This window comes from Shewanella sp. MF05960, from assembly GCF_050849305.1.
Lineage (GTDB): Bacteria > Pseudomonadota > Gammaproteobacteria > Enterobacterales > Shewanellaceae > Shewanella.
The window spans coordinates 1-14,458 of sequence record NZ_JBOZPS010000024.1 but is presented as its reverse complement, the minus strand read 5'-3'; the positions used below and the strand labels follow the sequence as shown (position 1 = coordinate 14,458).

Genomic DNA, 14,458 nt, shown 5'->3' with positions numbered 1-14,458 from the left:
TTACGGCTAAATTTTTGCCAACTTAACACCTGTGGTATGTATGTTCATGCCACAAACTGGCGCACTCGCATTGGGTAATAAATTGCCGCAATGAATGCCTTTACCCGTTGCACGAACCAACTCTTTGTTTTTAGAGCCAAAGCCCATGTACGCAAATACGGTGTCTTGACGAATACCCGGCGTGACTAACGCGGTGCCTTCTTCACTGCCGACACTGCTGGTTAATTGAATGGCATCACCACTGTGAATATTTAAACGACCAGCCGTAATAGGATGGATCCAAATAGCATTGTCAGACATCAAGTTGGCTAACATTGGAATGTTATGCGTTGCCCCGTTGGTATGAACGGCCACTTTGCCTTGAATAAAATACAATTCGTCAGCTTGCTTAAGCTGCACTGGGCGATGCTTAATCACACCTCTTCCTGGCGCCATGTCTTCAACTTGCGCAGAGGTTAACTCTATTTTTCCGCTCGGGGTTTTAAATGTCATTGCCGATGCATAGCTGCCGTCATGATCAGCATGTCGAGCATTAGGGTATGCGTTAACAAATTCGGCAACCATACTCGGTTCACGTAACATTAACGGCTTGCCATAACTGACATAACCCATTTTTTTGATGTGTGCTAATAGGTTGTGATCGCGATTAACCTGCATAAGTTGTAAAGTTTCAATGTTTTCCCATGGGTAAAACTTCTCAAGTCCTAACGCATGGCCTAGCTCTTTAAAGATTTGCCAGCTTGGGCGAGTATTACCAATGGTTTCCACCGCACGTTGACGCACATAATAAGCCGGGTTTTTACCAGACTTATCCGCAATTTCTTCATCACGTTCGAGATAAGTAGACTCAGGTAAAATAATGTCGGCATACGCCGCTGTTTCACTGATGTACAAATCGCAGCACACCACTAATTCTAGTGCTTTAAGCGTTTGTTCGACTTTTGCTCTGTCTGTTAGCGTTTGCAACGGGTTAGTACGACTCATTACCCAGGCTTTGAGTTGATAGGGTTTAGCCTCTAATGTTGCATCGATGATGGTTTGATACACACCACCTGAAGACCACATGAGTTTGTATTGCTTTTCAACTTGATCAATGCGTATCGCAGAAATTTTAGGCATCCCTTCAACACCCGGTGTGGCTAATTCTGGCGCGACAGCTTCACCGGCAAATTTGTTGTAACCAGAGGCCTTTTGGCCCATGTATATGCCACCTTTACGCTCAATATTACCAATCAAAATATTGGCAGCATAAATAGCGCGGCGCATATCAAATTCTTCTGGAGTGAAAGTCGCACGATGACCAAAATCAACTACTGCATGTGGCGCATGGCTGGCGTATTCGTGTGCGATACGACGAATGGCAACCGCAGACACATCTGAAATCGATTCAGCCCACTCAGGAGTATATTGTTTAACTTCTGCCGCAAACTCATCAAAACCGACAACATATTGTTCAACAAATTGACTGTCATACAAATTGTCATAAATCAGCACATGGCATAAGGCTAATGCCACTGACACATCAGTGCCTGGACGTATGGCGTGCCACTCGTCGGCTTTATCTGCTACCACAGAAAAACGAGGTTCAAATACAACTAACTTGGCCCCTTTATCCATTTGCGCTTGCATCATGCCTCTGGTTTCAGACATGTTTATGCCTTCATAAATATTATGACCAAAGTTTATTATGTATTCAGAGTTACCAAGGTCGCGCTTCATTTTGGTGCCAAACATGGCTTTCGCAGCAATTTCATAAGCGCCAGGACATGTTGAAGCATGTGTGAAGGTATTGGGCGTACCGAATGCCGCCGCTAAGTGAAAAACATGGCCATCTAACGAACCAGATTTAGATGAAAACGCGACAGTTTCTGCACCGTATTGTTTTTTTATGGTGTTGAGTTTCTCGGCGATAAATTGATAAGCATCATCCCAGCTAATTTCGGTCCATTTACCTTCACCACGCTCACCAGCACGTTTTAGCGGTTTAACAATTCGCTGTGGATCGTATAACAAGCTATGCCCTGCTCCACCACGAGCACACACTTTACCGCCGAAGGATTTGGCTTCTTTATTGCCGCTAATAAACACATTTTTGCCATCAACAATACGTGCCTTAATTGGGCAGCGTGTCGAGCACATTTCGCAAATACTGGCCACTTCAGAAGCAATCCCTTTAAGAGGTTGTTTCTCTATTGCTGCTAGCGAGCCAGGTAAAATACTTGCCAGCGCACAAGTTGCACCACTGGCACCTGCTCCCTTTAAAAAATGACGCCGATTTAACTGAATCATAATTGCCCCCTTCACCTTGGCGAAGCTTAACGTTATTACGGTTAACTTTGATTTAACGGGCTTAAGGATTAAACATCTCACTAAGCTCCATCGCTAAATACATTGTTAACTCTTAATACTATTAGGGGTATTGTGGTAAACCACATTGCGTATCATCATTTGATAACCATCACGGTTTAAGCTCTCAAAACATAACGTTAAATGAATTTAGGGTCGTTAAGATAAGATTCTGGAGGAAGGTTTACTGGTATATCAATGAATACACGGCAGCCTGTTTGCCAAGGTGCGCTATAGTCACTTTCACATTTTGCTAAACTGATTTGGCCACCAAACTTCATAATGACATCATTACAAATGGCCAAGCCGAGCCCTAAGCCATTTTCTTTAGTAGAGAAAAACGTTGTTTTAAAATCTTCGTTTGAACACGTAAGGCCAATCCCATTATCGTATATTTTTAACTGTAAATGCCCATTGACCACACTTAGCTCAATGAAAATCTTCTTTAAACTCTGCTGTAAATGATGTGTTTCAGCCAATGCATCAATCGCATTTTTTAATACGTTTATCACGACCTGACAAAAACCAACCTTATCGCCTTTTAACATCATTTCACCGCAATTGAATTGGCTTTCAACAACAATTTTGTGACTTAAAAACTCATGGGCTAATAACTCTAAACACAAGGTAATTTGTTCACACACATCAAAATCAATACTTTGAGTGTCTTTTCGTTGCAGCAAAGTTCTTATCCGATGCACAATTTCTCCGGCACGATTCGATTGACGCAATATTTTACCGAGCAATTGGTATTGCACAGAGTCTTCACCATAATGTTTAGCCTGTTCTAGCATGCCTCCTTCACTGTATTGTGTTATTGCAGCAATGGGTTGATTAAGCTCATGCGCTAAACCTGCTCCAATTTCACCTAAAATCGCCGCGCTTTGTAATCGCTCTAATTGTAATGCTTTGGTTTTTAACTGACGCTCTGTTGCGAGTAAATTCTCACTTTTTCTTATAAACCGGTATTCAAGCCACAAATGATAAATTGTGGCAATAATAAATAAACCAATAAAACCAAAACCCCACTGTTGATTAAGCTTAATCCATTGCCAAGCCTGTATGTAAAGAGGCTCTTTACTGGCTTGTAGATCTAACGCTTTAAATAACTTAATCACTTCAAATTGGCTTATTGGCGCTGCCCAACCACGATTTTGACCAATGACTGAAATAGGATCGGACTCACTAATGGAAAATAATGCGCGGGTGATGTCAGTTCTGACGGTTAAGGGAACCGTATCAGATGAGGCAAAAGACCAATTAGGATACAAAGGAGTGCTCACCGCGCAATCGTAACCGTCTGGGGTGATATCATTAATCACACGAAAGTGTTCAGCATTGATGTAGCCTTCTGCAACCATTTGCTCAAAGGTGCAAAAAGGCGTAATCGCAATATCTGCTGTGTTATCACGTACCTGATAAATTAACGGCTCTAACGGAAATCCAAGAAAAGAAACATTATCTAAAAAATGTTCGGTAGGATAATCCATCGAATGAATCAAGCCCATCGCCGCTTGATACCCGCCTAGTGCATTAGGATCGCTTGCAACGGCAGAGTGACCGGCTAAATCTTCTAGTGTAAATAAATCACTCTCTTTCCTAACGATAATGGTGGCACCAATCGCAAACGTATTACCGCCATGTTTATCGCTTTTCATGGTGGCTAGCCACGAAATAGGAAAATCATCACTCATGCTAAAATAATGACCCGGATTTGTGACCACAAATTGCACCTGGCCATTCATTAACTGTTGGTTCATTTGAGTAAAATCTAGCGGCACCACTTCAAAACTGGCTAACGGTACTGTTGAAGTAAGGTAATCCATCAGCGGTTGCCAACGCGCAATACTTTTTGCCACGCCATAATTTGCCAGCACAGCAACACGATAATGCACGGTATCGTTATCTGTTAAGGTCTCTGTCTTGTTAATTGTTGATGTTGCATCTGCACTCGATAACACCATCAATGAAGTTAACAAGATATATAGCAATGTTATAGCTCGGCGCATTTAATGCTCATCACTCTTAATAGCTCACAGATCTTTGCATTTTAAAGCACTATTTAAGCCAATAAAGTTGCCTGTCGCACAAAATCCAAGCAACAATTTGCTCAATAGTAAGTAATGATTACACTAAGCAGTAACCATCCAAGCCTGTGATTAATATGCCTACTACTCAACGCCTTTACATGGTCGATGACGACTTAGCGATACTCGATTCAATGCAATTTATGTTGTTGCAGTACGGTTATGATTTACAGGTTTTTGATAGTGCCGAACACTTTTTAAACAGCATAGAGACATCACTGCCAGCCTGTTTAATTGTCGACAGTAATATGCCTGATATTACCGGCCAGCAATTACAGCAAACACTGGTGAGTGCGCAAAGTCCCATCGGGATCATATTTCTCACTGGACATGGTGATCTCCCCATGGCCGTTAATGCATTTAGACAAGGTGCCTGTGATTTTTTTCAAAAACCAGTAAAAGGCAAAGAGCTGGTGCAAGCAATAGAAAAAGCCTTGCTAGTAAGCGGACACGAGTATGAAAAAATACAGCTACAACGGCGCTACAGCACGTTAACAGAAAGAGAAGATCAAGTATTGCAGCTGCTTATTGCAGGTAAAACCAATAAACAAATGGCAGATACGCTTTTTGTGTCATTGCGAACCATTGAAGTTCATAGAGCAAAAATCATCAAAAAACTCGAAGTACATAATGCTGCTGAACTGGCTAAATTCAGTCCGTTCTTGTCTGATAATGCCAATATGGATTGATGCTAACACCTGAATTACCGCGATCTTATTGATTAAATTTTACCCGCTCATCTTCACTGTATTGTCATAAATACAGCATTATCCCTGCATTAACTGCGCCTTTAAGCTTATTTTCATAAAGTTTTGCTTATATTTACTCACAATTGCGACATTGACATTTTTTGTCATTCTTAGATTATGGTTCAGCAAACAACATATTAAAAATATAAAAGGAAATACCATTACAATGAAAAAGTCCTTAATATCTATCGCATTAACAGCAGCGCTATTGACAGCCTGTGGCGGCGAACAACCAACACCTCCTGCAAAAGTGAGTACACCAGCGGCACAACCTGTTGTAGCTAAAGCAGAGTTAGGTACTTTTGGTATTGATTTATCCGCACGTAATGAAGCCATTAAACCAGGTGATGATTTCTTTATGTACACCAGTGGCACATGGTACGACAACTTTGAAATGCCAGCCGATAAAACTCGTTATGGTGCATTTAGCGTATTAGCAGAGCGCAGCGAAGAGCAAGTTAAAGCGATTATTGACGATATTGCCAGCCGCACTGAATTAACCGCAGACGAACAACTGATTGCTGATTTTTATCATGCTTACATGGACACAGACACCATTAATAAGCTTGGTATCACCGCGATTCAACCTACGTTAGATCAAATTAATGCCATCAAAAATACCGATGACTTAACCAAGGTATTTGGCCAGGCCTGGCTCACGGGGGCTTCATCTCCTATTGGCGGCGGCATGTGGTTTAACCGTTTAGACCCAGACCAGTATGAAATGACTGTCGGTGCGGGTGGCTTAGGATTACCTGATCGTTCATATTATTTAGAAGACAGCGAACGTTTCAGTACCATTCGTGATGCTTATGTAAAACACATTGCCACTATGCTTAATTATGCAGGTATTGAAAATGGCGAACAACGTGCAAAAGCTATCTTAGCGCTAGAAACCCAAATTGCTGAAGGCCAGTGGCCACGTGAAAAGCGTCGCGACCGCGACCTAACCTTAAACCAAATCAGCCGCAGCGATTTAACCAAAACATACCCTGGCTTTAATTGGGATCTGTTTTTTGAACAAACCGGCTACCAAGTCCCGCAGTTAAACATTTCACAACCAGAACCGGTTAACGCCATGATTGGCTTAGTCAATAATAGTGAACTTGCAGTATGGAAAGACTACCTCACCTTCCATACCATCACCAATAATGCTGAATTATTGTCTGAAGACATCTTTAATCAAAACTTTGCCTTTTTTGGTAAAACATTAAATGGTCAAGAAGAGCCTCGTCCACGTTGGAAACGCGCAGTTGAACAAATGTCTGGCACCCAGTCATTAGGGTTTGCAATTGGTAAAGTCTACGTAGAACGCTATTTCCCTGAATCATCTAAACATCAAATGGCAGAGCTAGTTGAAAACCTTCGCACAGCGCTAGGTCAACGTATTGATGGTTTAGATTGGATGGGCGAAGAAACCAAAGTCAACGCACACGCCAAGCTTGCCGCATTTACACCTAAAATTGGTTACCCAGATGTATGGCAAAAATACGATGGCTTATCATTAAAGAAAGATGACTTAGTCGCGAACATTGCCCAGCTTCGTCAGTATTTCCAAGATGATAGCGTTGCAAACGAGCTTAAGAAAACGGATCGTAATCGTTGGGGCATGACACCCCAGTTTGTTAATGCGTATTACAACAGTTCGTTTAACGAAATTGTATTCCCTGCCGCGATATTACAACCTCCATTTTTTGATCCAAATGCTGATGCCGCGGTAAACTATGGCAGTATTGGTGCAGTTATTGGCCATGAAATGGGCCACGGATTCGATGATCAAGGCTCTAAATCAGATGCGCACGGTATTCAGCGCAATTGGTGGACAGATGCAGATCGCGTCGCCTTTGAAGCCAAAGCCGATATGTTGGCTCAACAGTACAGCCTATACGAACCGCTGCCAGAAAACTTTGTTAATGGCCGTAACAGCCTAGGCGAAAACATTGGCGATGTGGGCGGATTGTCTATGGCATACCATGCTTACAAGTTAAGCCTAAACGGTAAAGAAGCGCCTATTATCGACGGCACCACAGGCGATCAACGCTTCTTTATGGCATGGGCACAAGTGTGGAAAGAAAAACGCACTGAGCAAAGCATGCTAAGTCAATTACGTGCAGGCACCCATGCCCCAGGTCGTTACCGTGCACTAGCACCACGTAACCACGATGCATGGTACAAAGCGTTTGATGTTAAACCAGGTGACAAGCTGTATTTACCAGAAGATCAACGCGTACGTATTTGGTAGTTTTACAGATTACAGATTACGTACAAGGAGTTAGAAGTTAGGCTTTAGGCTTTAGGCGTTAACCGTTAGCAATTATCATTTAATGCTTAAAACCGTACGCTAATCAGTTTTGATGCAATAAGCATCCGACACAAAAAATGCCAGTCAGTTAACTGACTGGCATTTTTTATCACTCTATCTGCGAAGACCTATACACACATTCGGATTGATTAATCTGTTACTGGTCAAAGCGTTTAATCACTCTACAAGTCGATTAACAATTTCCTCTTGATAAGATTTAACCGTAGAAAAGCTGTGTATTTTCATAAATAAGTCCGAGGCCGTTTGCTTAGATACACCTGCTAAATTAACCCCTTTATACAGTGCGGGTAGCGTGTTTTGTTTTATGGCGTTATCTGCAAATATTAAATTTAATTTGACGACACGGGCCAACTCTTCTTGATAGAGAAAAAATTGCCTTAAATGTGTATTCTCTATTTTGGCCGTTTTAGATCTGTCTATTGTTAAGATCTCATCAATTAGGCGGTTTAATCTACTGCGAAACTCAATCGCTTCATCCATCACTTCAAGCCATTTTATGTCAGTATTTGATAACAAAGCCAAAAAGAACAATGTACGTGCTTTGTTATAATTAATGAACCCTGGCCACATAACATCTTCACTAGAAATACTAAGAGCCTTATCAAACTGGTCACATGCAGATTTTAAATACATGGTCACATCTTCTATAATTGACGGAGATACTGACCCAATAGCTTTGTGGACCACACTAAGACCTTCAAGTGAGAGAATATCGATATTCCCCATATTTAAGGACTCTCTGAGCAAGTGCATGCCCTTTTTGTTGTAATATAAGCCAAGGTAATTGTGATAAATTGTTTTTGTGACCGGATTTCGCAGTATAGGGCCACGAACATGAAGAAGATCTGCATGGATATTAAAATTACCATCAGCAACAAAATTCTGGTATGAAACAACAGCCTTAAATAACTTTATTGATTCAGTAATTTGAATTGAATTTCCCTTGCTTACCGAATGCAGTATGTCACGTTGCCTATCTACCTCTGTTAATATCTTGTCCATCCGTTGTTTATAGCGTTTTTTGTCTGTATCAGAAGCATTAAAAACAGCAGGAAATAACACAATGATATCAATCATATACTGCAACGTATCAGCAAACAGAACAGCCGTTCCGGACTCTTTATTTAACTTATATTCAACGGAATCGAATAGTGCTTTGTCTAGTGCTTTTTCGTCTTTAGACTTGAATTGATTTATTAACTCTGGAAGTGAAATGACATAGTGCTCATTATCAAGAATGTTACCTTCCATTTTGCTTATATTGTTCACACTATCGATGGATGTATATGTCCTGACAGCGATAAAAAGGGCTAATAGTGCAATGCAGAACCCAACTGTCGACATTGTAAAACTCAGTAAATCTTTGCCCTCTTTAAGGTAATATATCCAAACGGCAATACACGAAGAAAACATGACAAGTATAAAAATGGCAAAGTATATTATTTTTGATGTACGCATTTATCTTCCTAATATTATTAATATTTTCACGTATACACAGAACTAAAACCTAACATAATAGAACGCGTTAGCGCATAAAACCAAGAAGCCTGTATGGATAAAATGTCGTTCATCACACCCTTGTCATTGAGGATAAATTATACCCAATGATAGTATGTTTGCTTTTTATTGAACCATGATCAGATACCATCTTGTAATCACTAAATCATATAAAAAACTCAACATCATTAGCGGATTACAACCTGACACAAGAAAACTGTTTTAAAACTAAAGCTTAACTTGAATATTTTCAAGCGAATGCTAACACTCTATTGGACAAAAGTGGACTAGAACCAAACTCTAAAAATGACTGCTCGTGTTAGGGAAAGTATGGGAATCAAATATTTTATTACGAGACAGTAGAATAACTCTACCAGTCAAATTCAAATAAAAAACGAGTTCTTCAAATCAGTTCTAAGCATTTTAAGACACTAGGTAATGCATTTGGAAACCTAAAAATGGTGATTTTTCAAGAAAAGAGAAATTCTACATTTTCAACGCCCAAATATCTGCGCGTAGGTTGGCGTTGTTTTTGCTGGCTTTTTGTTTTAGCAAAAACGATGACCGTTTATGCGTCTGATTGATTTGTCTTGTTATATTTTTATTTCACTGAACATTGATATACTTTTTTAACTCTCCATGAAGTGCAAGCACCATCAATGCCTGACGTATGACAACTGGCAGTTTCTTCACCAAATGCTGAAGCATCGCTATAGCCCCATATTTTGCATTTAGATATAGCTAAATTTAATTCATCATTATTTAAAATTGGTTTAGTATCTAAAAACGGTCGATATACATAAGTCAATGTAATAGTCCCGTCAGACATACTACCGTCCAATGCTGTCCACTGTTTAGGCATAGAAGAACATCCCATAAGAACTGCACTACATAAAACACTCAATAAAAATATTTTCATAGAAAGACTCCAAGAATAAAAAATATAACACCCTATTAAGAGCAAATGATAGTTGGCTAAAATGTGAAGCGGAGCGGAACTAGCCAACTATCATCTGTCCCACTTGAATAGATTGTGGGACGCGGCTTCGCGCGGCCTATTCTTATTAGTTAGGTACTCGTTTCACTTGTACTTTCATTAACTTGTGACGGATTATTTTGAGCCTCAGCTTGAAGTATATTATTTTTACGAACTGTTTCAATATACTTGTCCATCATACTTGTTATTGCAGATGAATCTGGATCAATAGCGCCCTCTAAAGCTACTGTTAAATTTGCAATATCAGTAAAGTCATCTCTCGCACGGATTGATACTTTAGCAATTTCAATATCAGTCTCTGATAATGGGTGTTGAATCAGTGAAATTTGATTTTGCCATAACTGCTGTTTTTGCAACGCAGAACTATTAATTCCAGCTAGTAAGTATTGAAGTTCACCCTTTCTTTTTTTTGACTCATTCAAAACAGCTGTTTGATAAATTGCTATTCCTGTACCAATAACACCGACTAAAAGAGAGATAAGACTCAACCCGTCCATTTTAAAATTCCCTATGATAATTTACACCCAAGTCGGATGAATACCTAACGTCTTACTCTAGGGAATCCCCAGATAATGCTTTTAAATTTCAAAATAATAGATACGCATGGTGCTATCTGATCTAATCAATTTAACCTCTTATTTCTATAAGAAGGCTACTAAATATAACGCCATGTGTGCTCCTGTTAAACTTAAGCATATATTACACTATTTGCTAAAAAAACAATGCCCAAAATTCATCAAAAACGTCTTAATTCTATGATGGTTGCCACTGAGTCATTACTCGATGGAAATCAATTGTCACTCACTCAGCTTGGTGAAAAAGATGCTTGAGAAAAAGACGCCAGAAAAAACGCCACCCATTTTTGAACACTACTGGCGTCAGTGGCGAAAACCACGGACTAAGGTACACTCACACAACTAAAAGTACTTAAACGTGGCGTCAGGATCCAAGAAGCTGTTGCTTGTGGTTTCACAAGTAAAGGCCCTTGGCGTAGCTCGCCTCTTGTTTTCAGTGATGACCAGGGATACAGAAAAAATATTGAGTAATGCCAAGCTCGAATTAAAAGTTAAGAAAGTAGCATTATATTCACTAAGAGATGGATGGATCACTGTTCATTATTGTAATAAATAGCTAACCAAAAAGTGAGTGGGGTCATTTCTTTAAAGAGGTAAATTAGCCGCCCTGTGCAGAGTCGCTTGCAGGGTGGTTGGGGGCTGGAGGCTAGATACCTCCGGCTACCCGATTATGAGCTATCTAAACTGACCGAAGTATGCGCCCTGAATCCACTTTTTCTTTAGGTTTTCATCTAGTTCAGCATAATCACTAAATATACAATCATCAAAATCTGGCTTTGATGAATTGTTGAATGTCTTACTAGCAAGATTATTACAAGCCTCTAAGATATCACGATAATTTTTGACTAGCTCATTCGCCGTATCGCTAGACATCTCTAGCTTGTACTTTTTCGGGTAGTTATCTCTAAGGTGAGCCTTTAGTTTTCGCTTATCTCCGCTCAGGCACGTATCAAGAATGTTCATAGCGCGACTAAATATTAAACTATCCATAAGGGCTCATAACGTTTTAGTATTTATGCGTTGCGAAGTTTGCAAGGCATAAATCGCTTGTTGGACTTGGCCGATGCCACATCCAAATTAATCGGTATGTTTTATGCTATAGGAATTTGCTTTTTTTCGGTAGTGGTATTTTGTACAACCTTTCGGCTAATTGTTTGTTCTGATTACACCTTTTAAGGTAGGTTTTGTCATTATTCATCTTTTATCATTGCTCTTTCATCGTCATATTTTCTGATTTTTCCACTTGAGGCAGTGTTTGGCTGCTTCACCCAACTGAATGTTAGCTAAGTGTACTTTTTTCAATTGAAAAAGATGCCACCCAATTTTTGAACATTGAAAATAATAAGGATAATAGTTTAACTGAATACCGTAGAGGATTAATTTAACACACTGAAATTAATAGAGTTAAATGATTAGCAAATGAGCTAAGGGAACTTACTGTCTATAGAAAATTAGCACGATAACTATCAGATCAAACAGCGCGTTTTCTCAAGCTGATATTTACATATAAAGAGTCACTCTCAGCTGCTCGGGCTTGTTCAACACTTGGGATAAGGACGTGGCTTCGTTCGGACTTATTAGTTAGGCATATTTTACACTTAAATTTGACCAACTTTGGTAAGTGCCAACTGAATATAACACACCGATACTTAGGCATATCGTTGAACTTACAAGCCAAAATGTAATGCTGTTTTCAGGAAATATCGGCATTAATGCAACGAATACTAAACCACGTAATACATAAATAGATGATATAAGCACTAAGGCGGTTCGAACAAGGGGAAGTTTACCGATAATCCTTGCACCAGATAACCCGTAAATAGACCAAATAGATAGAATGATAACTATGACGGAAGTAACAACCGTAGGATAAGATTCTCCGGCTTCTGCCATCTTAGCCATTTGTTCACCAGCACCGAAGAAGCGATACCAGTCACCACCAAATATAATACAACCTAAATGTGCTAAAGCGGCAACTGCGCTAAAGAATGCGCCTATTATAAGAGGTTTATTAGTTCTTGAATCTAACACAATACTTCCTGTATATGCATAACGAGACTGTAGAATAACGCTAACAGCCAAATTCAATTAGAAAACGAGCTCCTGAAATCAATCCTAAGCGCTTTTAAGACACTGGTAATGCATTTGGAACCCATAAAATAGGTTGTATTTTCTTAACAAAGAGTAATTCTACAGTCTCAACGCCCTAATAATGGGCAAAAAATTGCTGGTTAAAATATTGAGGAACGAAAACAGTCAACTGTTTTTTGTCCTTATTTATTAGCTGGTTAGGTTTTGCTTTTATACTGAATATAATTAACAAGCATCTTGTTATTCTTTAAACCCCAAGTCGATTTATGCAGTGGTGTACGCATGAGCTCTTTTTTAATTGCCTTTGAGTGTACTCGCTTAGGTATGTTAGATAAAACCTTATAATTAACAATATGACCGTAACTATCTATATCAAACTTGACTTCAATCTGCGAGTTTACAACTTGACAGATTGGTGGCATAGAAGCAGCTATTTTGATTGAACCTTTAGGGAATAATTCAGGAGTGTTATCTAAATACACAATCTCAGTTTTAAACTCTTCTAATAGCTCAATACTGGGATCTGAACATCCTTTCACTTCTCCAAATTGAATAATACTTGCTAGAAAAATACTACCAAACATGTGCGAAACCTACAGCGTATTAGAGATAATCCCGATATACATCCTTAGATGTTCATCTAAAGAATTATCGTATAAACACTTTAATTATTAATAATTTTAGTAACTTATCAACTTGTTTTTCACTAATCAATCACCTTTTAGTCTAGGTGAAAGCGAGAATTTAGATAATCGAGAATAATACAAACTCGTTATGTAGCGTTAATATTTAACAAAAATCATAGCATTCAATTATTAGTATTCAATTATTGCTTTAAACACGGATACCTATGCAGGGTAAGAGCATGAAAATTCACTTGCCAAAAATAACCTTTTCAAGGTAATCGGTGTTGCGATTGGCTTTCATTTGTTTTGCTCTTACTCCTTTCTTAAAGCTTGTCTCTGACTGAAGACGATTCACTGCAACATGCCTAACACCTGCCATGATTTCCGGTGCACCATTACGTCGGATACGACAATCATCTTCTTTCATTCCAACATCAAGTTTCCAGTGCAATCCATTTTCGATACTCCAATGCTCTCGGGCACTTGCTGCCAACTCTTCTGCCGTTAACGTGGCTGAACTGATGTAGTATCTAAAATTTAACGCTTTGGATACTTTGCCTTTTTCTTTTCGATAAGAAATGATCACCCCAACTGTCGTTAACATTGGCCAATCTGCCGCTGCGGGGATTTGACTCATGTCATTGGTCACAATACAGCACCGGTACTCTTCTCTATTTCGTTGGTAATCCGCTTCCTGAAATAGCGTTCCATCCTGACACTGTCGGCTGATTTCTGGTCCTAATAATTTCTCTACCTGGGAAAACAACATAGGCTGATTGCCTTTAAGTGCCAGCAGATAATTCGCTTCTTTATCCAAAATTTTCTGAGCTATCGCTTTCTGACATCCCATGGCATCGATGGTGACTAGGCAACCTTTTATTTCTAACAAGTCAAGCAGCACTGGGATGGCGGTTATCTCATTGGATTTACAGTCGGTTTTCTGCTGTCCAAGCACCACACCATTTTCACAAGCAAATGCGCTCACCATATGAATGGCATCCTTTCTATCAGACTGATTAAATGAACCTTTTAATCTTTTTCCATCAATAGCAATCACTTGTCCAGCAGTGACCTGGTGGCACTCTTGCATCCATTTAGAGAAGCAGGATTGAAACGTACTCATATCAATAGTGCTGATAACCCTCGCTATCGTGTCATGTTTAGGAA

At 39.5% G+C, this 14,458-nt stretch carries 11 protein-coding genes; 2 read left to right on the top strand and 9 right to left on the bottom strand.

Annotation, left to right across the window (positions count from 1 at the left end; genetic code table 11):
* Positions 1-6: 6 nt before the first annotated feature.
* Together phsA and ACROAE_RS18525 are read right to left on the bottom strand one after the other, a co-directional pair.
* Positions 7-2,289 (bottom strand): thiosulfate reductase PhsA, encoded by a 2,283-nt coding sequence (phsA, locus tag ACROAE_RS18530; protein ID WP_432404942.1) that lies wholly within the window; start codon positions 2,287-2,289, stop codon positions 7-9.
* Between the two features lie 197 nt (positions 2,290-2,486).
* Entirely contained in the window at positions 2,487-4,355 is a 1,869-nt protein-coding gene (locus ACROAE_RS18525) for a sensor histidine kinase (protein WP_432404939.1), read from the bottom strand.
* A gap of 155 nt (positions 4,356-4,510) precedes the next feature.
* Here ACROAE_RS18525 and ACROAE_RS18520 point away from each other — a divergent pair, with 155 nt between their 5' ends.
* Both ACROAE_RS18520 and ACROAE_RS18515 read left to right on the top strand, forming a co-directional pair.
* Positions 4,511-5,122 carry a response regulator transcription factor gene (locus ACROAE_RS18520; RefSeq protein ID WP_432404936.1) on the top strand — a complete coding sequence of 204 codons (612 nt, stop codon included), beginning with the start codon at positions 4,511-4,513 and terminating at the stop codon, positions 5,120-5,122.
* A 226-nt stretch (positions 5,123-5,348) separates the two neighbouring features.
* Complete coding sequence (locus tag ACROAE_RS18515; protein ID WP_432404932.1) at positions 5,349-7,424, top strand: M13 family metallopeptidase; 2,076 nt, start codon at positions 5,349-5,351, stop codon at positions 7,422-7,424.
* A 237-nt stretch (positions 7,425-7,661) separates the two neighbouring features.
* On the opposite strand, the gene ACROAE_RS18510 is transcribed toward ACROAE_RS18515, so the two are convergent.
* From ACROAE_RS18510 to ACROAE_RS18480, 7 genes are all read right to left on the bottom strand, one after another.
* Positions 7,662-8,963: a hypothetical protein gene (locus ACROAE_RS18510; RefSeq protein ID WP_432404929.1), complete on the bottom strand. Its 1,302-nt coding sequence runs from the start codon at positions 8,961-8,963 to the stop codon at positions 7,662-7,664.
* Between the two features lie 640 nt (positions 8,964-9,603).
* Positions 9,604-9,921 (bottom strand): YecR family lipoprotein, encoded by a 318-nt coding sequence (yecR, locus tag ACROAE_RS18505; RefSeq protein WP_432404926.1) that lies wholly within the window; start codon positions 9,919-9,921, stop codon positions 9,604-9,606.
* Between the two features lie 149 nt (positions 9,922-10,070).
* Positions 10,071-10,496, bottom strand: a complete 426-nt coding sequence (locus ACROAE_RS18500) for a hypothetical protein (protein ID WP_432404924.1) — start codon at positions 10,494-10,496, stop codon at positions 10,071-10,073.
* A gap of 753 nt (positions 10,497-11,249) precedes the next feature.
* A complete protein-coding gene (locus tag ACROAE_RS18495; protein ID WP_432404920.1) occupies positions 11,250-11,564 on the bottom strand; it encodes a hypothetical protein in 315 nt (104 codons plus the stop codon).
* 591 nt (positions 11,565-12,155) lie between these two features.
* Positions 12,156-12,605, bottom strand: a complete 450-nt coding sequence (locus ACROAE_RS18490) for a hypothetical protein (protein WP_432404916.1) — start codon at positions 12,603-12,605, stop codon at positions 12,156-12,158.
* Positions 12,606-12,862: 257 nt separating this feature from the next.
* Positions 12,863-13,249, bottom strand: coding sequence for a hypothetical protein (locus ACROAE_RS18485; RefSeq protein WP_432404913.1), 387 nt, complete (start codon positions 13,247-13,249; stop codon positions 12,863-12,865).
* A gap of 289 nt (positions 13,250-13,538) precedes the next feature.
* Positions 13,539-14,458 (bottom strand): ISAs1 family transposase (locus tag ACROAE_RS18480; RefSeq protein WP_432404910.1); only part of this gene is annotated, 920 nt, incomplete at its 5' end.

Excerpts from the sequence above, each read along its gene's own strand:
- phsA (WP_432404942.1), bottom strand. The coding sequence starts at position 2,289 with ATGATTCAGTTAAATCGGCGTCATTTTTTAAAGGGAGCAGGTGCCAGT.
- ACROAE_RS18515 (WP_432404932.1), top strand. The coding sequence starts at position 5,349 with ATGAAAAAGTCCTTAATATCTATCGCATTAACAGCAGCGCTATTGACA.
- yecR (WP_432404926.1), bottom strand. The coding sequence starts at position 9,921 with ATGAAAATATTTTTATTGAGTGTTTTATGTAGTGCAGTTCTTATGGGA.
- ACROAE_RS18520 (WP_432404936.1), top strand. The coding sequence starts at position 4,511 with ATGCCTACTACTCAACGCCTTTACATGGTCGATGACGACTTAGCGATA.
- ACROAE_RS18525 (WP_432404939.1), bottom strand. The coding sequence starts at position 4,355 with ATGCGCCGAGCTATAACATTGCTATATATCTTGTTAACTTCATTGATG.
- ACROAE_RS18510 (WP_432404929.1), bottom strand. The coding sequence starts at position 8,963 with ATGCGTACATCAAAAATAATATACTTTGCCATTTTTATACTTGTCATG.
- ACROAE_RS18495 (WP_432404920.1), bottom strand. The coding sequence starts at position 11,564 with ATGGATAGTTTAATATTTAGTCGCGCTATGAACATTCTTGATACGTGC.
- ACROAE_RS18500 (WP_432404924.1), bottom strand. The coding sequence starts at position 10,496 with ATGGACGGGTTGAGTCTTATCTCTCTTTTAGTCGGTGTTATTGGTACA.
- ACROAE_RS18485 (WP_432404913.1), bottom strand. The coding sequence starts at position 13,249 with ATGTTTGGTAGTATTTTTCTAGCAAGTATTATTCAATTTGGAGAAGTG.